A 22,963-nucleotide genomic window follows, 5' to 3' on the forward strand; every position below is an offset into this window, starting at 1 on the left:
CTTTTGCTCGCTCGCCCTGATCGGCTTCGCCTTATATCCGGTTCTTGTCCATCGGCTCGCGGTTTCGATTCACGCTTCCTCCCCACACTCGGTCGCCCTCATGCAGTTGCGCTTCACTTCGTTCGCTGTGGTCAGCTTACGACGGGACTTTCACCCGCAAGATTGCGCCCATGCTGGGCGCACAAAAAAACAGGCCGTCGGAACGGCCTGAAATCCCCTGCTTTGTGGGTGCAAACTCTGAATCCTGCTGCGCCTGATCGGCCGCCATCGCGAGCAAGCTCGCTCCCACAGGGGTACGCGGTCAACTGTGGGAGCGAGCTTGCTCGCGATGGCGGCATCAGCTGCGCCGAAAATGCTGAAGGCTCACCGGTTCGGCTGCGGCGTCAGGCGCAAGTATGGCTTGACCGCCCGATAGCCCTTGGGAAAGCGCTGCCTGATTTCATCCTCATCCTTGAGCGACGGCACAATCACCACCTCATCACCGTCCTGCCAGTTGGCCGGTGTGGCCACTTTGTAGTTGTCGGTGAGTTGCAGCGAGTCGATCACCCGCAGGATTTCATTGAAATTGCGCCCGGTGCTCGCCGGGTAGGTGATGGTCAAGCGGACCTTTTTGTTCGGGTCGATCACGAACAGCGAGCGCACGGTCAGGGTGTCATTGGCGTTGGGATGGATCAGGTCGTAGAGGTCCGAGACCTTGCGGTCGGCGTCGTCGAGGATCGGGAAATTGACCACGGTGTTCTGCGTCTCGTTGATGTCCTCGATCCACTTGTGATGCGACTCTACCGGATCCACCGACAAGGCGATGGCCTTGACGCCACGCTGGGCGAATTCATCCTTGAGCCTGGCGGTGAAGCCCAACTCGGTGGTGCACACTGGCGTGAAATCCGCCGGATGGGAAAACAGCACGCCCCAGCTATCGCCCAGCCACTGATGGAAACGGATAATGCCGGCGCTGGAGTTCTGTTCGAAATCGGGGGCGATATCGCCAAGTCTGAGGCCCATGGTGCTGCTCCTTGTGAGTGCTTGATGGGTTCAACTGTGCCTGTGTTTTTTATCTATTAAAAAGAATAAATATCGATTTATTTAGATCATAAAGAAATATTAAAGATCTGTTCACTGGACGTGCACGCACAACCCGCCGAACATCGGCCACAAGGTTCGAGAAGGCCTTGAGTTGCTGCAAAGAGGGAACTTCAAGGCGGGATTACGGGGGTGAACCCGTCTTGAACATGTAAAAGCCCCGCCCGGTGCAAAACCGGGCGGGGCTTTTTTTGTCTCGTTTACGCGAGCGCTATTACAACAGCGGGATCGAGTAGCTGAGGATCAGGCGGTTTTCGTCCTGCGAACGAGTGTTCGGCAGGTCGGTGCGCCAGGTAGCGTTTTTCCACGCCAGTCCCAGGTTTTTCAGCGGACCTTCCTGAACGACGTAAGCCACGTTCAGATCGCGCTCCCACTCGGAAGCACCATTGGCCGCCTCGCCACCCTTGGCGTTAACGGTATCGATGTTGTCGCCATGCAGGTACACCAGGCCCGCCGTCAGGCCGGGTACGCCGACCTTGGCGAAGTCGAACGAGTAGCGTGCTAGCCAGGTTTTCTCGCCGGCACGGCCGAACTTCTGGATTTGCGAATCGGTGATGGTGTAGTTCGACGAACCGTCACCCTGGTTCAGCCAAGGGAAGTCGCTACTGCCGTTGCTGGCCTGGTAACCGGCGCCGAAGGTGTGACCGGCAACGGAGTACAGGAACAGGCCGCTGTACAGGTTGTTGTCGACCTTGCCTTTACCGTTGGCCGCACCGCTGTAGTTGCCAGTGGTGAAGAACAGAGGGTCGTGACCGTTGGCACCGTCGTCGGAACTGTTGAAGTAACGGAAGTCCGACTTCAACACGCCAGGGCCGATAGCCCAGTTGTGCACCAGACCCAGGAAGTGTTGTTTGTAGAACTCTTCCAGATTGCCGTAGTAGTACTGGGCAGTCAGGTCCTTGGTGATCTTGTAGTCGCCGCCGGCATAGATGAACTTGTTGCTGTCGCGGAATTTGGTGCCGCGAGTGTTCGCGCCCGAAATCGACATCTGCTCATTGTTGCTGGAGTTACGGCCTTTGACGGCTTCGATCTGACCACCGATCAGGGTCAGGTCCTTGATGTCGCTGGAGCTGATCTGGCCACCCTGCCAGGTTTGCGGCAGCAGGCGGCCATCGTTGGTCACGATCACCGGCAGTTTTGGCTGCAAGGTACCCAGCTTCAGTTCGGTCTGGGAGATCTTGGCTTTGGCAGTCAAACCCAGGCTGGAGAAGTCATCAACCGCTTCGCCGTTGGACTTGCTCGGGAACACGGTGCCGCCGTACGAGTTGTTGCTCGCGCCGTTGGTGCCACCACCGGAATCCAGTTTGACGCCCAACAGGCCGATCGCATCCACACCAAAACCGACAGTGCCTTGGGTGTAACCGGAAATGAAACGCAGATCGAAGCCTTGGCCCCATTCTTCGTTTTTGTTCGGGCCGGTGCCGTCACGGTAGTCGGTGTTGATGTAGAAGTTACGCAGCCCCAGTGTTGCCTTGCTGTCTTCGATAAAACCCGCGGCGTTTGCCTGCTGGGCCAATGCCCCAACGGCCACAGCCATGGCCAGGGTGGACTTGTTCATGTTTCGCTCCTCTCGTTTCTAATTCTGATGTTCCTGGTCCCGAATCGATTGCCCGGGATCCTGAATCCATAAATTTGCGGCAAACCGTCTAGGCCGGTCGTTTGGCGGGCCGCAGGATACATGGCCTTAAATCCAAAAAGAATTTTTTACTGTTTTTTAATGCCGTTTTGGAATATGACTTCCCACAACAGATCCGAGGTATCGGCAGCGAGGCCAATTCCTGTAACTGATCAATTGTCGAGGGAGGAAAATGCCAAATCCGAGCTCGTGGATGAGTGTCGGACAGGTGCACTTTAAGGCGCGGATTAAAAAACCAAAAAGAATAAAAAAGAAATAGTACCTTTGTTTATGGAATATAAAACTCGGCACGAAAAAAAGCCCCGCCAACCGACGGGGCTTTTTCTTTGCGGCTATTACATGAAGCTGTAGGTGTAGTTGAAGATCAGACGGGTCTGGTCTTGATCAGAGATACCGGTGGCGTTGCCGCGATAGGTACCGTGACGCAGCGTCGTACCAAACCCTTTCAGCATGCCCGTTTGAATCACGTAATCCACACGCGCGTCGGTCTCGTGCTCACTCATGTCTTTACCCACACCGCTGGCAGGCTTGATGTCTTGACCATTCAGGTAAGAAATCGAAGCTTTCAAGCCTGGTACGCCCAGGGAGGCGAAGTCATAGGAATATTGACCGAACGTGGTGTTTTCACCGGCACGAATAAAGCTGCCAACAGTGGCATCAGTAAACGAGTAGAAGCTGGCGCCGCCAGCACCTTCCAGGTTGCCATTGCCATCGACAACGTTGCCCTGGTTCAAGAATACGAAGCCGCCGTCATCGCTGACACGCTGATGCCCGATCAGGAACGCGTTGCCACCCAGGGTGTAGGTGAACATGGCACTCCAGGTTTTGTTATCAACCACGCCCTTTTCTTTAGCGAAGCCACCGTTGTTGTTGAACTGGAAGCCCGGATCCCCGTTCTTGCCGTCGGAGCTGCTATCGAAATAACGGATATCGGTCTTGAACGACTGATTGGCCGCGATCGGGTAGACATGCACCAGACCGAGGAAGTTCTGCTTGTAGAAGTCTTCCAGATTCGCATAGTAGTACTGCAGCAAGAGGTCTTTGGTGACCTTCCAGTCAGCACCGCCGTAGAGGAATTTGTTGCTGTCCTGACTAGCACCAGCCACAGACAGGCCAGTGGAGTTCGAGGAGGCGCGACCCGACGCGTGCTCCAGTTGACCAAAGTTAAAGGTCACATTGTCGATTTCTTTGGAGGTGATGGTGCCACCTTCAAAGGTCTGTGGCAGCAGACGGCTGTCGTTCGCGATCAGGATCGGCAGGTTAGGTGCCAGAGCGCCACCCAGGTGGGCTTCGGTCTTCGAGAAGCGCGCCTTGACGTTGCCATCCAGACGGCTCCACTCGTCGGCCGCCTCATTGCCATCGCTTGGGAAGAAGGAGTTGTTGGCCGGGTGGTGACCCTTGCCGCCATCCAGGTGGATGCCTACGAGTGCCTGGGCATCGATACCGAAGCCGACAGTACCCTGGGTGAAACCGGACAGGTAATCGAACTTCAGACCCTCAGCGGTTTCTCGCTGACGGTTGGCAGGAATGCTCGCACCTTCGCGCATATCGGCGTCGTAATACATGGTGCGGGAACTGATGGATGCCTTGCTGTCTTCCAGGAAACCGGCGGCGCCTGCCTGCTGCGCCAAAACCCCAACGGCCACGGCCAAAGCCAAGGTGGACTTGTTCATTGTGTAGCTCCTCTCGATTCTAATTCTTGTGTTCCTGGTCTCGAGTCGACGCCCGAAATCCTAAGATGTGCGATTAGCGCCAGAGCGTGACTCACAAGTCAATCGTAACCATGTGTGTCTACGACCATAGTCTAATCCCCCGGTTTTTTGGTCCCTGCAGGGTCATGAATTCGTCATGAACCTGAAAAGAATTACCCGATTCTTTTCCAATACCGTTTAGGAATTTAGCTCCCCATGCCCTAACCATCCCAGAATAGACGGTTTGGCTCATAAGCTAATTCATAAACGGTATTTATTTTCGCTTTTTTAGATCGATTAGTTTCTGACGTAATTCGGAAACAAATCCTTTACCGAAAGGCGACCCCATGACGTCCAAACGCGCACTATCCGGATCAATTGTTACAGTTTGTGTATTTGTCCGCATTTTCTTTCGCCGCTCATGCGGCGAACCTTACCGTCGGCTACCAAACCGGCATCGACCCGAGCAAAGTCCCCAGGCCGATGGGGGGGCGCCAACCGCTGAGGTCTGGGTGGCGCGCAAGGATTACGCCGAAAATCATCCGGAGGTCATGGCAGAGTTCGCCAGAGTCACTCTGGATTCATTCGCCAACTGGCACAAAAAGCTGCTGGGTTACAGGGCTTTTTCGAAGATCTTCGAATTACGCTGATAGTTGTATAGCGACGCCCGCGCCGACGGTAGTCGGTCGACGCTGCTGGGTTCGAAGCCACGTTCGCGGAACCAGTGCGCGGTGCGGGTGGTGAGGACGAACAAGGTTTTCAACCCCTGAGCCCGCGCGCGGTTTTCAATGCGTTCCAGCAACTCATCGCCGCGACCGCCATGGCGGTATTCCGGATTCACCGCCAGGCACGCCAGCTCGCCCGCGTCCGAATCGGCGATTTGGTACAGCGCCGCACAGGCGATGATCATGCCTTCGCGTTCAACCACACTGAACTGCTCGATTTCGCGCTCCAGCACCTCACGGGAACGGCGCACCAGGATGCCCTGCTCTTCCAGCGGACTGATCAAGTCCAGCAAACCACCGACGTCTTCAATGGCCGCTTCGCGCACCACTTCGAACTGTTCCTGGGCGACCAGGGTGCCGCCACCGTCGCGGGTGAACAGCTCGGTCAAAAGTGCACCGTCTTCGGCGTAACTGACGATATGGCTACGAGCCACGCCGCCACGGCAAGCTTCGGCCGCGGCATCGAGCAATTCTGCCTGATAGTTGCTGCCCAGCCGTTGCAGATGCGCTGGCACTTGCTGCGGACGCAATTCGCGCACCAGGCGCCCGTGTTCGTCGATCAGGCCCAGGTCAGCGCCGAACAGCAGCAGCTTGTCCGCGCCCAGATCGATAGCCGCGCGCGTGGCGACGTCTTCGCAAGCGAGGTTGAAAATCTCCCCGGTCGGCGAATAGCCCAGCGGCGACAGCAGCACGATGGAGCGCTCGTCCAGCAGACGGTTGATGCCCTTGCGGTCGACCCGGCGCACTTCGCCAGTGTGGTGATAGTCGACGCCTTCAAGCACGCCGATCGGCCGTGCCGTCACCAGGTTGCCGCTGGCCACCCGCAGGCGTGAGCCCTGCATCGGTGACGAAGCCATGTCCATCGACAGGCGAGCCTCAATGGCAATGCGCAACTGGCCGACCGCGTCGATCACGCACTCCAGGGTCGCGGCATCGGTGATGCGCATGCCGTGGTGGTAATGCGGGGTCAAGCCCCGGGCAGCGAGGCGCGCTTCGATTTGCGGCCGGGAACCGTGAACCAGCACCAGACGCACACCCAGGCTGTGCAACAGCACCAGGTCGTGGACGATATTGCCGAAGTTCGGGTGTTCAACGCCGTCGCCGGGCAGCATGACGACAAAGGTGCAATCGCGGTGGGCGTTGATGTAAGGCGAAGCGTGACGAAGCCAATTGACGTATTCGGGCATGAACCTGGGCCTGTAATAAATAGCAGCCGAAAAAAGGGCGAAACTGAAAATGCACAGCGGGCTGATGGTTATCGTCGGAACAGGCTTGGCGACACGCGCGCTCTCCTCATGAATACGGGTTTGGGTACCGGCAATTTATACGGCTTGTCAGGCAAATCACAGACCCTGTGTAGGAGCGAGCTTGCTCACGATGAACGCAAGGACGACGCGTCCATTCAGAAAGATCGCGCAATCGTTGACGCCCTTCGCGAGCAAGCTCGCTCCTACAGGTCAGCGGACTGTCAGGCAGTAATGTTCAATCAGTTGCCTTAATAGATGCACCGTAGGCTGCAAACGTGACATTTCGAGGTATTCCCCCGGCTGATGGGCGCAGGCGATATCACCCGGGCCAAGCACCAGCGTTTCACAGCCAAGGCGCTGAAGATAAGGTGCTTCAGTGCCGAACGCCACTGCTTCGGCGCTGTGACCGGTGAGCTTTTCGGCAAGGCGCACCAGTTCGGCGTCCTCGGCCTGCTCGAACGGCGGCACTTCGGGGAACAACGGCGCGTAATCGATCTTGACCTGATGCCGCTCGGCAACCGGCTTGAGCTTTTGCAGGATCTCGGCGCGCAGGACCTTGGGGTCCATGCCGGGCAACGGCCGCAAATCGAATTCCAGCGAACACTGGCCGCAAATTCGGTTGGGGTTGTCGCCGCCATGGATACAGCCGAAATTCATCGTTGGTGTCGGCACGCCGAATTGAGGATTGCGGAATTCGCGCTGCCATAACAAGCGCAGGCCACGCAATTCACCGATGGCATCGTGCATGGCTTCCAGGGCGCTATGGCCCAGGCGCGGGTCAGAGGAATGACCGCTCTGTCCGAGGATGTCGATGCGCTCCATCATGATGCCTTTGTGCATGCGAATCGGCTTGAGCCCGGTCGGCTCACCAATCACCGCCGCCCGCCCCAGCGGTCGCCCTGCTTCGGCCAGTGCGCGGGCCCCGGACATCGAGCTTTCTTCATCGCAGGTGGCGAGAATCAGCAACGGCTGTTTGAACGGTTGGTCGAGCAGCGGTTTGACCGCCTCGATCGCCAGGGCGAAAAAACCCTTCATGTCGCAACTGCCCAGGCCGACCCAGCGACCATCGACTTCAATCAGCTTCAACGGGTCGGTTTGCCATAGCGCACCGTCGAACGGCACGGTGTCGCTGTGCCCGGCCAGCACCAGGCCGCCGGGACCGGAACCGAAACTGGCCAGCAAGTTGAACTTGCCGGGGCTGACCTGCTGGATCTCGCAGGTAAAACCCAGCTCACCGAGCCACGTCGCCAGCAGATCGATGACCGGGCCGTTGCTTTGATCGAGACCGGGCTGGGTGCAACTGACCGACGGTGTAGCGATCAACGCTGCGAATTGTTCTTTCATCGACGGCAATGGCATCGCTGACTCCCGGCACCCGAATTGAAGTCCATCATAGAACCAACCGATGACAGGAATAAACCGTCTCGGCGCGTACTAACCTTGAGTCCTGTACACTGCACGACCTTGGCAGCCACACATTCCCCCGGCTGCGCTCCCGATCCTGGATTTTCCGGCCATGCAGAAAGAAACCGAAATCAAACTCCGCGTCAGCCGCGAAACCCTCGCCGCCCTGCGCGAGCACCCGTTACTGAAAAAACGCAACAAAAGTGGCTGGGAACGCCGTGAGTTGATGAACCAGTACTTCGACACCCCAGAGCGCGACCTGGCCCAGGCCAAAGTCGCCCTGCGCCTGCGCAAGGATGGTGACGACGTGATTCAGACCCTCAAGACCCGCGGCCAGAGCGTCGCCGGTCTGTCGGTGCGTAACGAGTACGACTGGAACCTGCCCAAGGCCAAGCTCGACCTGAAGAAACTCGACGGCGAATGCTGGCCCGAGGAACTGGCCACGCTTGACAAGAAAACCCTGAAGCCGATCTTCACCACCGACTTCGTCCGCGAACGGGCGGAAATCGCCTGGGGTCGCGGCAAGACCAAAGTGGTCATCGAAGCCGCGCTGGACCTGGGTCACGTCGTGGTCGGCAAGCAGAAAGAAGAAATCTGCGAGCTGGAACTGGAACTGCGCGAAGGCGAACCGGCCGCGTTGCTGGAACTGGCTGCCGAGCTGGCCGAGAAACTGGCCCTGATGCCGTGCGACATCAGCAAGGCCGAGCGCGGTTATCGCCTGTACGACGCCCACAGTTACTCGTTGAGCCTGCCGGCGCCGCAGATTACCGCCGAAACGCCGCTGGACGACGCGTTCGCCGCGCTGAGCTGGCATTTGCTGGGCAGCAGCCAGCGTCTGGCCGAACAGTATCGCTTCAATGGTCACTGGCGTCTGTTGCAGGACTGGGTCGAAAACCTCGCGGAAATGCGCGCGCTGATCAGCAGCCTGGGCCAGGCCGCTCCGCGTCAATCGACCCACGACATGCGTATCGCCCTCGATGCCTTGCTGGAAGACTGGCGCCCGCTGGTCCAGGCCGGCCTGGAAGATGAAGACGTGCGCAAAGCCGCGCCCGAGCAGTTCCTCGAAGAACTCGAAGACCCGCGCTGGGGCCTGTTCTCCCTGACTACCTCGCGCTGGCTGCTGGCCCGCACCTGGGCCGCCGACCGTAACACCCGTGGCAATCGCCAGGGCGCTGCGCAACTGGGCAGCTGGTTGCCGCGCCTGCTGGGTGAAGAAGCCAACTCGCTGCAATTGCAGCGCTACCAGCAACAACCGGAAGACCTGGCCGAACAACTGCCGCGCATCGAACGCATCCAGGTCTGGCTGCACCATGCGCGTAACGTGCTGGAGATCCCGGAAATGGATCGCCTGTACGGTGAGCTGAACAAACTGGCGCAACTGGCCAACGAATCGATCACCGACGAAGTCCTGGATGCGCGCAAGCAGCAGGCGATTGCGGTGTATCAGAACCGTGCCTGGAAAATGCTGCTGCGTCTGTAATACCGCCATCGCGAGCAAGCTCGCTCCCACAGGATTTATGCGGTCCTTGTGGGAGCGAGCTTGCTCCGGGCGGCGTTCCGACGATGAGGCCAGTAAAGTCACCACAAGATTTCAGACCGGCAAACTGGTCGTCGACTTGATCTCCGACAACGCCACGATCGAATTGACCTCCTGAATCCCCGGCACCATCGACAGCTTCTCGAAGAAAAAGCGCTCGTAGGCCTCAATGTCCGCCGTGACAATCCGCAGCAAGAAATCCACCGCCCCCATCAGCACATAACACTCCAGCACCTCCGGAAAGCCGCGAATCGCCTCGGTGAATTCAGTGAAGTTCGAACGCCCGTGGGCATTGAGTTTCACCTCCGCGAAGATCTGTGTGTTCAGGCCGATTTTCTTGCGGTCGAGCAAGGTCACCTGGCCGCGAATGATGCCCTCCTCTTTCATCCGCTGAATCCGCCGCCAGCACGGCGATTGCGAGAGACCCACCTGCTCGGCGATCTGTGCGCTGGAAAGCGAGGCATCCTCTTGCAGCAAGGCGAGGATCTTGCGGTCGTAGCTGTCCAGTTCGCTTTGCATAAAAAAACCTTTAACCTAGTAAAAAGTGAATTGATTGATTCTTCATTTCTGCAATCAATCCAATCATAGAGAAGAAATACCCGGCACAGGATGTAAACATTTCTCCAATGATTTTGGAGCCAGACCATGCCGTATCTCGAAGCCGTGAACACCCCACCTGCCCGCGCCGATGTCTGGAACGTCGGCAACGCCCACTGCCGGGTTCGCTATCAAATGCAGGCCGAGGCAGAACCGGACCTGCTGTGTCGCGCCCTCAATCTGTTCGCCTTGCAATTGCTCACGCCGGAACAGGTCAACGTGCAGCGCCAGGACGACTGGCTGGCCATCGAGATCGTTATCGACGGTTTGAGCTGGCACCGCGCGCAAGTGATTGCGGAAAAACTTCGTAACCTGATCAGCGTCTGCTCGGTGGAGTTGCAAGAAGCTGATTCTGCCTGGGCCGAAGCGGTTCAAGCGGCGGGTTGAAAAACTCCGAAACGGCTTCGTCGGGTAGTGGCCCAGCGGTCAGCCAGGCCACGGCTATCCTTTGCCGACTGTCGTTCAAAAGGAGCCCGCATGTCCGTACATATCGCCCTTCAGGACCGCTGGCTGGATCTCAATGATGTGCTGCGCGAACTGGTCGCCCAGGGCTTCATCAGCCAGGATTCGGCCGAACACGCACTCAATGCCCGCCGCCGCAACGCCACCCATGGCCAGGTGCATCCACTGGAGTTCATCGCCAGTCAACAGCTGGATGACCTCAGCCGTCCCGGCAAACCGCTGGACCTCGAAAGCCTGACCCTGTGGCTGTCTCGGCAGGCCGGCCAACCCTACCTGCGCATCGATCCGTTGAAAATCAACGTCGCGGCCGTGACCCCGCTGATGTCCTATGCCTTCGCCCAGCGCCACAAGATTCTCGCGGTAGCGATCGACCGCGACGCGGTCACCGTGGCCAGCGCCCAGCCTTATGTCAGTGGCTGGGAGGCTGACTTGACCCACGTGCTCAAGTTGCCGATCAAGCGCGTGGTGGCCAACCCGGTGGACATCCAGCGCTTGAGCGTCGAATTCTTCCGCCTGGCCAAATCGGTCACCGGGGCGAACAGCGCCGATCCCCAGGTCAGCAACCTGGGCAATTTCGAACAGCTGCTCAACCTCGGCGCCAGCGACCAGGAGCCGGACGCCAACGACGCACACATCGTCAATATCGTCGACTGGCTGTTCCAGTACGCGTTCCAGCAGCGCGCCAGCGACATCCACATCGAGCCCCGGCGCGAGCAAGGCACGGTGCGCTTTCGCATCGACGGCGTGCTGCACAACGTCTACCAATTCCCCCCTCAGGTCACCATGGCCATCGTCAGTCGCCTGAAAACCCTGGGTCGCATGAACGTCGCGGAGAAACGCAAACCCCAGGACGGCCGGGTGAAAACCAAGACCCCGGACGGCGGCGAAGTCGAATTGCGTTTGTCGACACTGCCCACGGCCTTCGGCGAAAAAATGGTCATGCGGATCTTCGACCCGGAAGTCCTGCTAAAGGACTTCGACCAGCTTGGTTTCTCCGTCGACGACCTGCGCCGCTGGCAGGACATGACCCGCCAGCCCCACGGCATCATCCTCGTCACCGGGCCGACGGGTTCGGGCAAGACCACTACCCTCTACACCACCCTGAAAAAACTGGCGACACCGGAGGTCAACCTCTGCACCATCGAAGACCCGATCGAAATGGTCGAGCCGGCGTTCAACCAGATGCAGGTCCAGCACAACATCGACCTGACCTTCGCCGCCGGCGTGCGTGCGCTGATGCGGCAAGACCCGGACATCATCATGATCGGCGAGATCCGCGACCTCGAAACCGCGGAGATGGCGATACAGGCTGCACTCACCGGGCACCTGGTGCTGTCGACCCTGCACACCAACGATGCGCCCAGCGCCATCAGCCGTCTGCTGGAACTCGGCGTGCCGCACTACCTGATCAAGGCCACGGTGCTCGGCGTCATGGCCCAGCGCCTGGTGCGGACCCTGTGCCCGCACTGCAAGGCGCCGCTGACGCTGGGCGAAGACGACTGGCAAACCCTGACCCGGCCCTGGCAAGCACCGTTGCCGGCCAATGCCCAGCGTGCCATCGGTTGCGTGGAATGCCGCGACACCGGTTATCACGGTCGCGCCGGGGTCTACGAAATCATGCAGCTCAGCGACAGCCTCAAAGCGCTGATCAGTCCCGATACCGATCTGCTGGCCGTTCGGCGTCAGGCATTCAAGGAAGGCATGCGCAGCCTGCGGCTGTCAGGAGCGCAAAAGGTCGGCGCCGGGCTGACGACCATCGAGGAGGTACTGCGCGTGACACCCCAGAGCGAGCAGAACTGAGCCCGATTTTTCTTACCCGGCATCGGCACCGCTACACTCCAACGATTGCAACTCCACAGATCCACACATCAACAAGGAATCGTTATGCAGATCGGTAGTGTGCTTTTGCTTTTTGTCGGCCTGGTGGTCGCCATTCTGTTCATGGGTTTCAAGGTGGTGCCCCAGGGCTTTGAATGGACCGTCGAACGTTTCGGGCGCTACACCAACACGCTCAAGCCAGGGCTGAACGTCATCGTCCCGGTCATGGACCGTATCGGTCGCAAGATGAATGTGATGGAAAGCGTGCTGGACATTCCGCCGCAGGAAGTCATCACCGCCGACAACGCCACGGTGCAGATCGACGCCGTGTGTTTTTTCCAGGTGGTCAACACAGCCCAGGCTGCCTACGAAGTGAACAACCTCGAACATGCCATCCGCAACCTGCTGCAAACCAACATCCGTACGGTACTCGGCTCGATGGAGCTCGACGCCATGCTCAGCCAGCGTGACGGGATCAACGAAAAACTGCTGCGCACCGTCGATGAAGCGACCGCGCCGTGGGGCATCAAGATCACCCGGATCGAGATCAAGGACATCAGCCCGCCCGCCGATCTGATGGCGGCGATGTCGGGGCAGATGAAAGCCGAGCGGATCAAACGTGCACAGATCCTCGAGGCCGAAGGCCTGCGTGCCGCAGCGATCCTGACCGCAGAAGGCAAGAAGCAGGCGCAGATCCTCGAAGCCGAAGGCAGTCGCCAGGCCGCCTTCCTTGAGGCCGAAGCCCGCGAGCGACAAGCCGCGGCAGAAGCCCAGGCGACCAAAGTGGTGTCCGAAGCCATCGCCAGCGGCAACGTGCAGGCGGTCAACTATTTCGTGGCGCAGAAGTACATCGATGCGCTGGGCAAGCTGGCTTCGGCCAACAACAGCAAAGTGATCCTGATGCCGCTGGAGGCCAGTTCGATGATCGGTGCGGTGGGCGGCATTGGCGAAATCGTCAAGGCCACTTTCGATAACAAGAAAGCCTGAGGCGTGCCATGTGGGCATTTTTGCAGCATCTTTCGTTCTGGGACTGGTTGGCGCTGGGCACAGTACTGTTGATTCTCGAAGTGTTCGGCGCCGGCGGCTACCTGTTGTGGATCGGCATGGCGGCAGCGACCGTGGGCGTCTTGACCTTCTTCCTGCCGGGCCTGCCCTGGGAATGGCAGTTTCTATTGTTCGGCCTGCTGTCGATCGCTACCGCGTTTTACTGGTGGCGGCGTCAGCGCACGGCGGCGCGCCCGAGCGATCAGCCGCACCTGAATCTGCGCGGCCAGGAACTGATTGGCAAAACCTTCGTGGTGCATGAAGCGATTATCAATGGCCGCGGCAAAATCAAGGTGGCCGACGGCGTGTGGATGGCCCGCGGGCCGGACACTGCCATTGGCAGCCGCGTGCGGGTGGTCGGCCAGCAAGGCGCGATCCTGCTGGTCGAAGCGGCGGAATAGGCGACCACGGAACTCGATTGGGGGTTGGCAATCCAACGGCGTAGTCAACCCAGTGGAGTCACCCTGTCATGCGTTTCAAACTTGCTGTCGCTACCGTCGCGCTGTTGTCCCTGCCTGTCGGTTCGGCGATGGCCGATACTTTTTGGCGTAACGTTCTTACGTCCGGTGCAACCACCGGTTCGAGCTATCTGACGTCCAAGGATAACAAGCTGGTCGTCGCGGCCCAGGACGACGCCAGCAGCTTCGTCGCCAGTGACGGCGGCATCCGCGGCCCGTACCTGGAAGCGGCCATGCAGAAGGTCCGCGCCGATAACCCGGGCCTGCAAGCCACGGACATGGAACTGGCGAACGCGATCCTGGCGAAGAATGCCGTGGCTTCGAAGTAAGCGTTGCGAATGAAAAATGCCGCTCAATTGAGCGGCATTTTTTTGCCTTGCGAACACAAGCCCCATGTTCCCCGAGCCCCCCTGTGGGAGCGAGCTTGCTCGCGATAGCGGTGGATCAGTAAAAACTTCATTGACTGTCACACCGCATTCGCGAGCAAGCTCGCTCCCACAGGGGGTATGTGCAGCCTGAAATGTCAGCGGTAATCATCCACCGGCACACACGCGCAAAACAGGTTCCGGTCCCCATACACATTGTCCACCCGATTCACTACCGGCCAATACTTGTGAGCCTTGGTGTGCGCGTCCGGCGTGACCGCTTGCACAATGCTGTACGGCCGCTCCCACACACCAGTGATATCGGCCAACGTATGCGGCGCACCTTTCAACGGGTTTTCTTCAGCCGGCCAGTTACCGTTCTGAACCTCGTTGATTTCCGCACGGATGCTCAGCATCGCCCCGATGAACCGGTCCAGCTCTGCCTTTGACTCGCTTTCGGTCGGCTCGACCATTAGCGTCCCCGGCACCGGAAACGACATGGTCGGGGCATGGAAGCCGTAGTCCATCAGGCGCTTGGCGACGTCCTCTTCGGTGATGCCGGTCAACACCTTGAGCGGCCGCAGGTCGAGGATGCATTCGTGCGCCACCCGTTCGTTGCGCCCGGTGTACAGCACCGGGAAGGCACCGGACAAATGCCGCGCCAGGTAATTCGCGGCCAGGATCGCCACTTCGCTGGCGTCCGCCAATTGCGGCCCCATCATGGCGATGTACATCCAGCTGATCGGCAGAATGCTTGCGCTGCCCCAGGGCGCTGCGCTGACGGCGCCATTTTGCGGGTGCGGCCCATCGATCGGCACCACCGGATGGTTGGCCACGAACGGCGCCAGATGCGCTCGCACCCCGATCGGTCCCATGCCCGGCCCACCGCCACCATGGGGAATGCAGAAGGTCTTGTGCAGGTTCATGTGCGAGACATCGGCGCCAATATCAGCGGGCCGCGCCAGCCCGACCTGAGCGTTGAGGTTGGCGCCATCCATGTACACCTGACCGCCGTGCTGGTGGATCACTTCACAGATTTCGCTGATGCCTTCCTCATACACGCCATGGGTCGAAGGGTAAGTCGCCATCAGGCAGGCAAGTTTATCTGCCGCCTGCGCGGCTTTTTCCTTGAGGTCATCGAGGTCGACGTTGCCCGCCTCGTCGCACTCGACGATCACCACGCGCATCCCGGCCATTTGCGCCGACGCGGGATTGGTGCCGTGAGCCGACGAAGGAATCAGGCAAATGTCGCGGCCACCCTGTTGACAGCTCTCATGGTATTTGCGGATTGCCAGCAGCCCGGCGTATTCGCCCTGAGCGCCGGAGTTGGGCTGCATGCAGATCGCGTCGAAACCGGTGATCGCACACAACCAGCGCTCCAGCTCTTCGATCATCAGCCCATAACCGGCAGCCTGTTCCTTGGGCACGAACGGATGCAGGTTGGCGAACTGCGGCCAGGTAATCGGGATCATCTCGCTGGTGGCGTTGAGCTTCATGGTGCAGGACCCCAGTGGGATCATCGATTGATTGAGCGCCAGGTCCTTGTTTTCCAGTTGTTTGAGGTAGCGCAGCATCTCGGTTTCGCTGTGATGGGCGCTGAACACGGGATGGCGCAGATAAGGCGAGGTTCGCGCCAGCCCTTCGGGAATTCCGCCAGGCAAGGCTTCGGCATCCAGGTCCTCGATGCTGAGCCCGTGATCGGCCCCCAGAAACACGTCGAACAGCTTCGCCACGGTGGCTTCGTCGCAGGCCTCGTCGAGGCTCAAGCCCAGTTGACCGCGCCCGAGAATGCGCAGATTGATTTGTGCGGCCCGGGCACTTTCGATGATCGCGGTCTGGGCTCCGCCGACCTCCAGTGTCAGGGTGTCGAAGAAGTGCCGGTTGACCCGGTTGATACCGTTGCGCTCAAGCCCGGCGGCAAGGATGCAGGTCAGCCGATGAACCCGCTGGGCGATCCGCTTGAGCCCTTCCGGGCCGTGGTAGACCGCATAGAAACTGGCGATATTGGCCAACAGCACCTGGGCCGTGCAGATATTGGAGTTGGYCTTCTCCCGGCGGATGTGTTGCTCGCGGGTTTGCAGGGCCATGCGCAGGGCGGTGTTGCCCCGCGCATCTTTTGAAACACCGATGATCCGCCCGGGAATCGCTCGCTTGTATTCATCGCGGCTGGCAAAAAATGCCGCATGGGGCCCGCCGTAGCCCATGGGCACGCCAAATCGCTGGGAAGAGCCGAACACCACATCGGCGCCCAGCTCACCCGGCGGGGTCAGCAACAACAGGCTCAGCAAATCCGTGGCGACACAGGCCAGGGCCTGTTGCGCGTGCAGGTGAGCAATCAGCGGCCGCAGGTCGTGGATCTCGCCGTGGGTGTCAGGGTATTGCAGCAGTGCGCCGAACACCTGGTGTTGCTTCAAGTTATCCACAGCGTCGACGATCAGCTCGAAGCCGAAACCTTCAGCGCGGGTCTGCACCACGGAAATGGTTTGCGGGTGGCAGTTTTCGTCGACAAAGAACAAGTTGCTTTTGGACTTGGCGACCCGCTTGGCCAGGGCCATGGCTTCCGCCGCGGCAGTGGCCTCATCGAGCAGCGAGGCGTTGGCCAGTTCCAGACCGGTCAGATCGATGGTCAGTTGCTGGAAGTTCAGCAGCGCTTCAAGTCGCCCCTGGGCGATCTCCGGTTGATAGGGGGTGTACGCGGTGTACCAGCCGGGGTTTTCCAGCACATTACGCACAATGACCGCCGGTGTGAGGGTGCCGTGGTAGCCCATGCCGATCAGGCTGGTCCAGACCTGATTCTGCTCGGCATAACCTCGCAGCTTGGCCAGTGCGGCCTCCTCATCGAGTGCCGGGGGCAGGTCCAGCGCCCGGTTGAGGCGGATGCCCGGCGGCACCGTTTGCTCGATCAATTCAACCCGGCTGCCCAGACCGAGGCTGTCGAGCATTGCCTGTTGCTCGGCGGCATCGGGTCCGAGGTGGCGGCGCAGAAAGGTATTGGGGTCGCGTAACTGGCTCAGGGACGGCATCTTGGACATGACGGGCTCTCTCTTGACTGGCGCTCAACGTCGATGCAACACAGTCAAACCAGCATAGCAGTCGATATCCGCGTGGATGACGTGGCGCGCTCGACCAATCCGGATCATCATGTCCGGCGCCAACTTAATGTCCGCTGATCGGGTGACTGTATCCATGAGCCAACTGCCTTTCCTGCCGTTTTCCAAACCCACCATCGATGAAGCCACGATTGCCGCTGTCGGCGACGTATTGCGCTCGGGCTGGATTACCAGCGGCCCCAAGGTCCAGGCATTCGAAGCGCAGCTTTCGGAGTTTTTTGGCGGGCGCCCGGTACGCACCTTCAATTCCGGCACCTGCACCATGGAAATCGCCTTGCGCATTGCCGGGGTCGGGCCGGGCGATGAAGTGATCACCACGCCGATTTCCTGGGTGGCCACCGCCAACGTCATCCTGGAAGTCGGCGCCACCCCGGTGTTTGCCGACATCGACCCGGTGACCCGCAACATCGATCTGGATCAACTGGAAGCAGCAATCACTCCGCGCACCAAAGCCATCATCCCGGTGTACCTCGCCGGGTTGCCGGTGGACATGACGCGGTTGTACGCCCTGGCGAAAAAGCACGGCCTGCGGATCGTCGAAGATGCAGCCCAGGCGCTGGGTTCCAGCTGGAACGGCCAGCGCATTGGCTCGACGGGTGATTTCGTGTCCTTCAGTTTCCAGGCGAACAAGAACGTCACCTCCTCCGAGGGCGGTTGCCTGGTGCTGAATACGGCCGAAGAAGTACGACTGGCAGAGAAGTACCGGCTGCAGGGCGTTACCCGCAACGGCTTCGATGGCCTGGATGTCGACGTGCTGGGTGGCAAATTCAACATGACCGACGTCGCCGCGGCCATTGGCCTGGGTCAGTTTGCTCATCTCGAAGCCATCACCGCTCATCGCCGTGACCTGGCCCGGCACTATTTCGCCTGTTTTGGCGCGGATTTCGAAGCGCAGTACGGGGCGCAATTGCCTCCGGCGGATTTCACCCACAGCAACTGGCATTTGTTCCAGCTGGTATTACCGGAACGTACGGACGGCAAACCGACGCGGGCGACTTTCATGGAGCAGATGCAGGCATTGGGTGTCGGGATCGGCTATCACTACCCGCCAATTCACCTGTTGAGCCTTTACCGCGAACGCGGTTTCAAGGAAGGCATGTTCCCGGTCGCTGAGCGGGTCGGTCGGCTGATTGTCTCGTTGCCAATGTTCACGGCGATGAGCAAAGCGGATGTCGAACGTTCGGTAGCGGCCGTGAAAGCGGTTTTACGCGACGCCTGAGCCCGCAAATGAAAAAGCCCCGACGGATCGGGGCTTTGGGATGTTGCGACAGGCTTATTCGCCGATGGCGGCCTTGTAGCCGGCGGCATCCAGCAGTTTTTCCAGCTCGGCGGTGTTGCTTGGCTTGAGCTTGAAGATCCACGCGCCGTACGGATCGGAGTTGAGCAGCTCAGGCTCACCGCTCAGCGCTTCATTGACAGCGATCACTTCACCGCTGATCGGCGCATAAATGTCGGAAGCGGCTTTAACCGATTCAACGACACCCGACTGATCACCGGCAGCAAACACGTTGCCGACTTCAGTCAGCTCAACAAACACCACATCACCCAGCGCTTCCTGCGCGTGATCGCTGATGCCCACGGTGACGGTGCCATCGGCTTCCAGACGTGCCCATTCGTGACTTTCGGCAAAACGCAGGTCGGCAGGGATATCGCTCATGTTCTGTATCCTCAGGAAATGGTCGGCGAGCATGCCCGCCAGAAAAGGTTAGATCAAGGTTTTGCCGTGGCGTACGAAGGTCGGTTTGACCACTCGGACCGGGTACCACTTGCCACGGATTTCCACTTCAGCGCGGTCGGCTGTTGCCATCGGCACGCGCGCCAGTGCAATCGACTTGCTTAGCGTAGGAGAGAAACTACCACTGGTGATCTCCCCTTCGCCAACATCGGCGATGCGGACCACCTGATGAGCACGCAAAACACCGCGTTCCTCAAGGACCAGACCGACCAGTTTGTGCTGCACACCGGCGGCCTTTTCGGCTTCCAGCGCCTTGCGCCCGATGAACTGTCGGGTGGCAGGTTCCCAGGCGATGGTCCAGGCCATATTGGAGGCCAATGGTGAAACATCTTGCTGGATGTCCTGACCGTAAAGGTTCATGCCGGCTTCGACCCGCAAGGTATCCCGCGCGCCAAGGCCGATGGGAGAAATCCCGGCACCGACCAGATCGTTGAAAAAGCCTGGCGCCTGATCGGCCGGCAGAATGATTTCCAGGCCGTCTTCGCCGGTATAACCGGTGCGCGCGATGAACCAGTCACCATCAGGCAGGCCTTCGAAGGGCTTGAGGAGCTGGATCAGGTTGCCGCGGGACTGGTTGACCAGCTCGGCAATTTTTTGCCGGGCGTGGGGGCCCTGGATGGCCAGCATCGCCAACTCGGAACGCTCGCGAAGTTGCACGTCGAAACCGTCGAGATGCGCTTGCATCCAGGCTATGTCCTGATCGCGGGTGGAGGCGTTGACCACCAAGCGATAACCCGCATCGAGACGGTAGACGATCATATCGTCGACGATCCCGCCTTGTTCGTTGAGCATGGTGCTGTACAACGCACGGCCGGGGCTGTGCAGGCGTTCGACATCATTGGCCAGCAAATGCCGGAGCCAGGCTTTTGCCTGGGAGCCGCCGACGTCGATCACGGTCATGTGGGATACATCGAAGACACCGCAATCGCGGCGCACCTGATGGTGTTCCTCGACCTGCGATCCATAATGCAGAGGCATGTCCCAACCGCCAAAATCGACCATCTTCGCGCCAAGTGCGAGATGAAGGTCATACAGAGGCGTACGCTGTCCCATGGGTTTCTCCTTCCGGGCGTGGCGAAGGTGCGGACAAGCGCTGCACGGACTGAATGCCTTGAAACAAAAGGCCTTTAGCCGATTTCAGCTACCTGGTCTGTCAGACGGACCGCACCGAATGCCGCGCATTGTAGCCGCAAGGTGTAGGACTGACACCTAGCTGTTTCGATGTGCCGAGCGCCGGATCAATCCGATGACCGGTAACAGCCCGACCAGCACCAGGGTCAACGCCGGCAAAGATGCCCGCGCCCATTCGCCTTCGCTGGTCATTTCAAAGATCCGCACCGCCAGCGTGTCCCAGCCAAACGGGCGCATCAGCAGGGTCGCGGGCATTTCCTTGAGCACGTCGACGAACACCAGCAGCCCTGCGCTCAACGTGCCGGGTAACAACAACGGTAGATACACTTTGAAAAACAGTCGTGGCCCACTGACGCCCAGGCTACGTGCCGCTTCGGGCAAAGATGGCCGTATACGCGCCAGGCTGCTTTCCAGTGGCCCGTAGGCCACCGCAATGAAGCGCACCAGATAGGCCAGCAACAACGCTGACAGACTGCCCAGCAGCAGCGGCTTGCCCGCGCCACCAAGCCAGCTCGAGAGCGGGATCACCAGTTCGCGATCCAGGTAACTGAACGCCAGCATGATCGACACCGCCAGCACCGAACCGGGCAAGGCGTAGCCCAGGTTGGCCAGACTGATCCCGGAACGAATGACCCGGGTGGGCGCCAATCGTCGGGCAAACGCCAGTAACAAGGCGACGCTGACGGTGATCAACGCCGCTATCGCCCCCAGGTACAAGGTATGGATGATCAAGCCGGTGTAGCGCTCGTCGAGATCGAAGCGCCCGCGTAACCAGAACCACACCACCAATTGCAGCATCGGGATAACGAAAGCACAGGCGAACACCAGGCAGCACCACGTCGTGGCTGCCAGTGCCTTGACACCTCGCAGGTGATACAGCGCCTTGACCCGTGGTCGCTCGTTGCTCGCCCGGTTGGCCCCACGGGCACGCCGCTCGCCGTAGAGCACGAGCATTACCACCAGCAGCAACAGGCTGGCCAGTTGCGCGGCGGAAGACAGGCTGAAGAAACCGTACCAGGTCTTGTAGATGGCGGTGGTGAAGGTATCGAAGTTGAACACCGACACTGCGCCGAAGTCCGCCAGGGTTTCCATCAATGCCAATGCCACACCCGCACCGATGGCCGGCCGCGCCATGGGCATTGCCACCCGCCAGAACGCTTGCCAGGGCGATTGGCCAAGGACCCGCGCGGCTTCCATCAGGCCTTTGCCCTGGGCGAGGAAGGCCGTGCGGGCCAGCAGATATACATAGGGATAGAAAACCAGCACCAACACCACAATCACCCCGCCCGTGGAACGCACGCGCGGCAGCCGCAGGCCACTACCGAACCACTCGCGCAGCAGGCTTTGTACGGGCCCGGCGAAATCCAGCAGGCCGACAAACACGAATGCCAGCACGTAGGCCGGTATCGCGAAGGGCAGCATCAGCGCCCAATCGAGCCAGCGCCTGCCGGGGAATTCACAGAGGCTGGTCAGCCAGGCGAGGCTGACGCCCAGCAGGGTGACACCCGCACCGACACCGAGCACCAGCGTCAGGGTATTGCCCAGCAGGCGCGGCATCTGCGTGTCCCACAGGTGGGACCAGATTTGAGTGTCGACGGTTTGCCAGGACAGCAGCAGGACGCTCAGGGGCAACAGGACCAGCGCAGCGATGGCGAAGACGACGGGATACCAGCGGCGTTGGGCGGGGTGGGCCAAGGAAAATCTCTCGCGAAATTTTGAAGTGTAGAGAAAGCACAAAAAGATCGCAGCCTTCGGCAGCTCCTACATTGGGTTGGTGATCAACCTGTAGGAGCTGCCGAAGGCTGCGATCTTTTGACCTTTAAAACAGCAGGCTCAGTTCCAGCCAGCCCGATCCATCATACGAATCGCCTCAGCCTGGCGCTTGCCGGCAATTTCCACCGGCAAGGTATCGGCAATGAACTTGCCCCAGGCCGCCACTTCCTCAGAAGGTGCAACCACCGGGTTCGCCGGGAACTCCTGGTTCACGTCGGCAAAGATTTTCTGCGCTTCAGGGGTGGTCATCCACTCCACCAGGGCCTTGGCCGCTTCCGGGTGCGGCGCGTGTCGGGTCAGGCCGATACCCGACAGGTTGACGTGTACGCCACGGTCAGCCTGGTTCGGCCAGAACAGTTTCACCGGCAGGTCTGGCTTCTGCTTGTGCAGGCGGCCGTAGTAGTAGGTGTTGACGATACCGACGTCGCACTGGCCGGCGTTGATCGCCTCCAGCACGGCGGTGTCGTCGGAGAACACGTCAGTGGACAGGTTCTTGACCCAGCCCTTGAGGATCTCCTCGGTCTTCTCGGCGCCGTGCACTTCGATCATGGTCGCGGTCAGGGACTGGTTGTAGACCTTCTTCGCCGTGCGCAGGCACAGGCGGCCTTCCCATTGCTTGTCGGCCAGCGCTTCGTAGGTGGTCAGTTCGCCCGGCTTCACCCGGTCAGTGGAGTAGGCGATGGTCCGCGCCCGCAGGCTCAGGCCAGTCCAGGCATGAGAGGCAGCCCGGTATTGCAGCGGAATGTTGGCGTCGATGGTTTTCGAGGTGAACGGCTGGAGGATGCCCATCTGCTCGGCTTGCCAGAGGTTGCCAGCATCGACGGTGAGCAGCAGGTCGGCCGGCGTATTCGCGCCCTCGGCCTTGAGCCGCTGCATCAGCGGTGCCTCTTTGTCGGTGATGAACTTCACCTGCACGCCGGTCTTGGCGGTGTAGGCATCGAATACTGGCTTGATCAGCTCGTCGATACGCGAGGAGTAGACCACCACCTCGTCAGCGGCCTGGGCGGCGGTGCTGCCGATCAGGGTCAGGGCCAGTGCGGTCAGTAGACGCTTTGGTGCCAACATGGGAGCGGTCCCTCGGTTGAAAATGAGGGCAAATGATAAGGACTCACATTTAGCTTCTCAATCGAAGCTGGCTGTGGAGGAGTTA

19 protein-coding genes and 1 pseudogene are annotated in these 22,963 nt (G+C 59.9%); 9 read left to right on the forward strand and 11 right to left on the reverse strand.

Annotated features, from left to right (window positions below):
- Positions 1 to 211 (forward strand): hypothetical protein (locus tag AC1DU9_RS05240; protein ID WP_477809871.1); only part of this gene is annotated, 211 nt, incomplete at its 5' end.
- Positions 212 to 363: 152 nt separating this feature from the next.
- Here the strand turns inward: AC1DU9_RS05240 and AC1DU9_RS05245 are convergent.
- The 3 genes from AC1DU9_RS05245 to AC1DU9_RS05255 form a co-directional block, all read right to left on the reverse strand.
- Positions 364 to 1,002 carry a peroxiredoxin gene (locus AC1DU9_RS05245; RefSeq protein ID WP_477809872.1) on the reverse strand — a complete coding sequence of 213 codons (639 nt, stop codon included), beginning with the start codon at positions 1,000 to 1,002 and terminating at the stop codon, positions 364 to 366.
- A gap of 292 nt (positions 1,003 to 1,294) precedes the next feature.
- Positions 1,295 to 2,638, reverse strand: a complete 1,344-nt coding sequence (locus AC1DU9_RS05250) for an OprD family porin (RefSeq protein WP_477809873.1) — start codon at positions 2,636 to 2,638, stop codon at positions 1,295 to 1,297.
- A 413-nt stretch (positions 2,639 to 3,051) separates the two neighbouring features.
- Positions 3,052 to 4,389: an OprD family outer membrane porin gene (locus tag AC1DU9_RS05255; protein ID WP_477809874.1), complete on the reverse strand. Its 1,338-nt coding sequence runs from the start codon at positions 4,387 to 4,389 to the stop codon at positions 3,052 to 3,054.
- Positions 4,390 to 4,895: 506 nt separating this feature from the next.
- On the opposite strand from AC1DU9_RS05255, the pseudogene tauA reads away from it, so the two are divergent.
- Positions 4,896 to 5,003, forward strand: a pseudogene (gene tauA, locus AC1DU9_RS05260) (taurine ABC transporter substrate-binding protein); the annotation flags it as partial.
- A 17-nt stretch (positions 5,004 to 5,020) separates the two neighbouring features.
- Here the strand turns inward: tauA and argA are convergent.
- Together argA and argE are read right to left on the reverse strand one after the other, a co-directional pair.
- Positions 5,021 to 6,319 carry an amino-acid N-acetyltransferase gene (gene argA / locus AC1DU9_RS05265; protein ID WP_223456551.1) on the reverse strand — a complete coding sequence of 433 codons (1,299 nt, stop codon included), beginning with the start codon at positions 6,317 to 6,319 and terminating at the stop codon, positions 5,021 to 5,023.
- A 270-nt stretch (positions 6,320 to 6,589) separates the two neighbouring features.
- Positions 6,590 to 7,738: an acetylornithine deacetylase gene (gene argE / locus AC1DU9_RS05270; RefSeq protein ID WP_477809875.1), complete on the reverse strand. Its 1,149-nt coding sequence runs from the start codon at positions 7,736 to 7,738 to the stop codon at positions 6,590 to 6,592.
- 157 nt (positions 7,739 to 7,895) lie between these two features.
- Between argE and AC1DU9_RS05275 the strand changes: the two genes are divergently transcribed.
- On the forward strand, positions 7,896 to 9,263 hold the full coding sequence (locus AC1DU9_RS05275) for a CYTH domain-containing protein (RefSeq protein WP_223456546.1): 1,368 nt from the start codon (positions 7,896 to 7,898) through the stop codon (positions 9,261 to 9,263).
- Between the two features lie 111 nt (positions 9,264 to 9,374).
- Here AC1DU9_RS05275 and AC1DU9_RS05280 read toward each other — a convergent pair whose 3' ends face one another.
- Entirely contained in the window at positions 9,375 to 9,839 is a 465-nt protein-coding gene (locus AC1DU9_RS05280; RefSeq protein ID WP_008015415.1) for an Lrp/AsnC family transcriptional regulator, read from the reverse strand.
- A 126-nt stretch (positions 9,840 to 9,965) separates the two neighbouring features.
- Here AC1DU9_RS05280 and AC1DU9_RS05285 point away from each other — a divergent pair, with 126 nt between their 5' ends.
- The 5 genes from AC1DU9_RS05285 to AC1DU9_RS05305 all read left to right on the forward strand — a co-directional run bounded on the left by AC1DU9_RS05285 (position 9,966) and on the right by AC1DU9_RS05305 (position 14,028).
- Complete coding sequence (locus AC1DU9_RS05285; RefSeq protein WP_477809876.1) at positions 9,966 to 10,304, forward strand: hypothetical protein; 339 nt, start codon at positions 9,966 to 9,968, stop codon at positions 10,302 to 10,304.
- 90 nt (positions 10,305 to 10,394) lie between these two features.
- Entirely contained in the window at positions 10,395 to 12,179 is a 1,785-nt protein-coding gene (gene tfpB / locus AC1DU9_RS05290) for a type IV pilus assembly ATPase TfpB (protein ID WP_477809877.1), read from the forward strand.
- Positions 12,180 to 12,263: 84 nt separating this feature from the next.
- A complete protein-coding gene (locus AC1DU9_RS05295) occupies positions 12,264 to 13,184 on the forward strand; it encodes an SPFH domain-containing protein (RefSeq protein WP_223456540.1) in 921 nt (306 codons plus the stop codon).
- A gap of 8 nt (positions 13,185 to 13,192) precedes the next feature.
- Positions 13,193 to 13,642 (forward strand): NfeD family protein, encoded by a 450-nt coding sequence (locus AC1DU9_RS05300; protein ID WP_477809878.1) that lies wholly within the window; start codon positions 13,193 to 13,195, stop codon positions 13,640 to 13,642.
- A gap of 68 nt (positions 13,643 to 13,710) precedes the next feature.
- Complete coding sequence (locus AC1DU9_RS05305) at positions 13,711 to 14,028, forward strand: DUF2388 domain-containing protein (RefSeq protein ID WP_477809879.1); 318 nt, start codon at positions 13,711 to 13,713, stop codon at positions 14,026 to 14,028.
- A gap of 194 nt (positions 14,029 to 14,222) precedes the next feature.
- Here AC1DU9_RS05305 and gcvP read toward each other — a convergent pair whose 3' ends face one another.
- Complete coding sequence (gcvP, locus tag AC1DU9_RS05310; RefSeq protein WP_477809880.1) at positions 14,223 to 17,096, reverse strand: aminomethyl-transferring glycine dehydrogenase; 2,874 nt, start codon at positions 17,094 to 17,096, stop codon at positions 14,223 to 14,225.
- Between the two features lie 154 nt (positions 17,097 to 17,250).
- Between gcvP and AC1DU9_RS05315 the strand changes: the two genes are divergently transcribed.
- Positions 17,251 to 18,393: a DegT/DnrJ/EryC1/StrS family aminotransferase gene (locus tag AC1DU9_RS05315; protein ID WP_223456537.1), complete on the forward strand. Its 1,143-nt coding sequence runs from the start codon at positions 17,251 to 17,253 to the stop codon at positions 18,391 to 18,393.
- A gap of 54 nt (positions 18,394 to 18,447) precedes the next feature.
- Here the strand turns inward: AC1DU9_RS05315 and gcvH are convergent, their stop codons facing one another.
- From gcvH to AC1DU9_RS05335, 4 genes are all read right to left on the reverse strand, one after another.
- Entirely contained in the window at positions 18,448 to 18,831 is a 384-nt protein-coding gene (gene gcvH, locus AC1DU9_RS05320) for a glycine cleavage system protein GcvH (RefSeq protein WP_150716298.1), read from the reverse strand.
- Between the two features lie 48 nt (positions 18,832 to 18,879).
- Positions 18,880 to 19,962: a glycine cleavage system aminomethyltransferase GcvT gene (gcvT, locus tag AC1DU9_RS05325; RefSeq protein WP_223456536.1), complete on the reverse strand. Its 1,083-nt coding sequence runs from the start codon at positions 19,960 to 19,962 to the stop codon at positions 18,880 to 18,882.
- 156 nt (positions 19,963 to 20,118) lie between these two features.
- Positions 20,119 to 21,735, reverse strand: a complete 1,617-nt coding sequence (locus AC1DU9_RS05330) for an ABC transporter permease (protein ID WP_223456535.1) — start codon at positions 21,733 to 21,735, stop codon at positions 20,119 to 20,121.
- Positions 21,736 to 21,873: 138 nt separating this feature from the next.
- On the reverse strand, positions 21,874 to 22,878 hold the full coding sequence (locus tag AC1DU9_RS05335; RefSeq protein WP_223456534.1) for an extracellular solute-binding protein: 1,005 nt from the start codon (positions 22,876 to 22,878) through the stop codon (positions 21,874 to 21,876).
- Positions 22,879 to 22,963: the final 85 nt, after the last annotated feature.

This window comes from Pseudomonas sp. P4_C1, assembly GCF_056402155.1.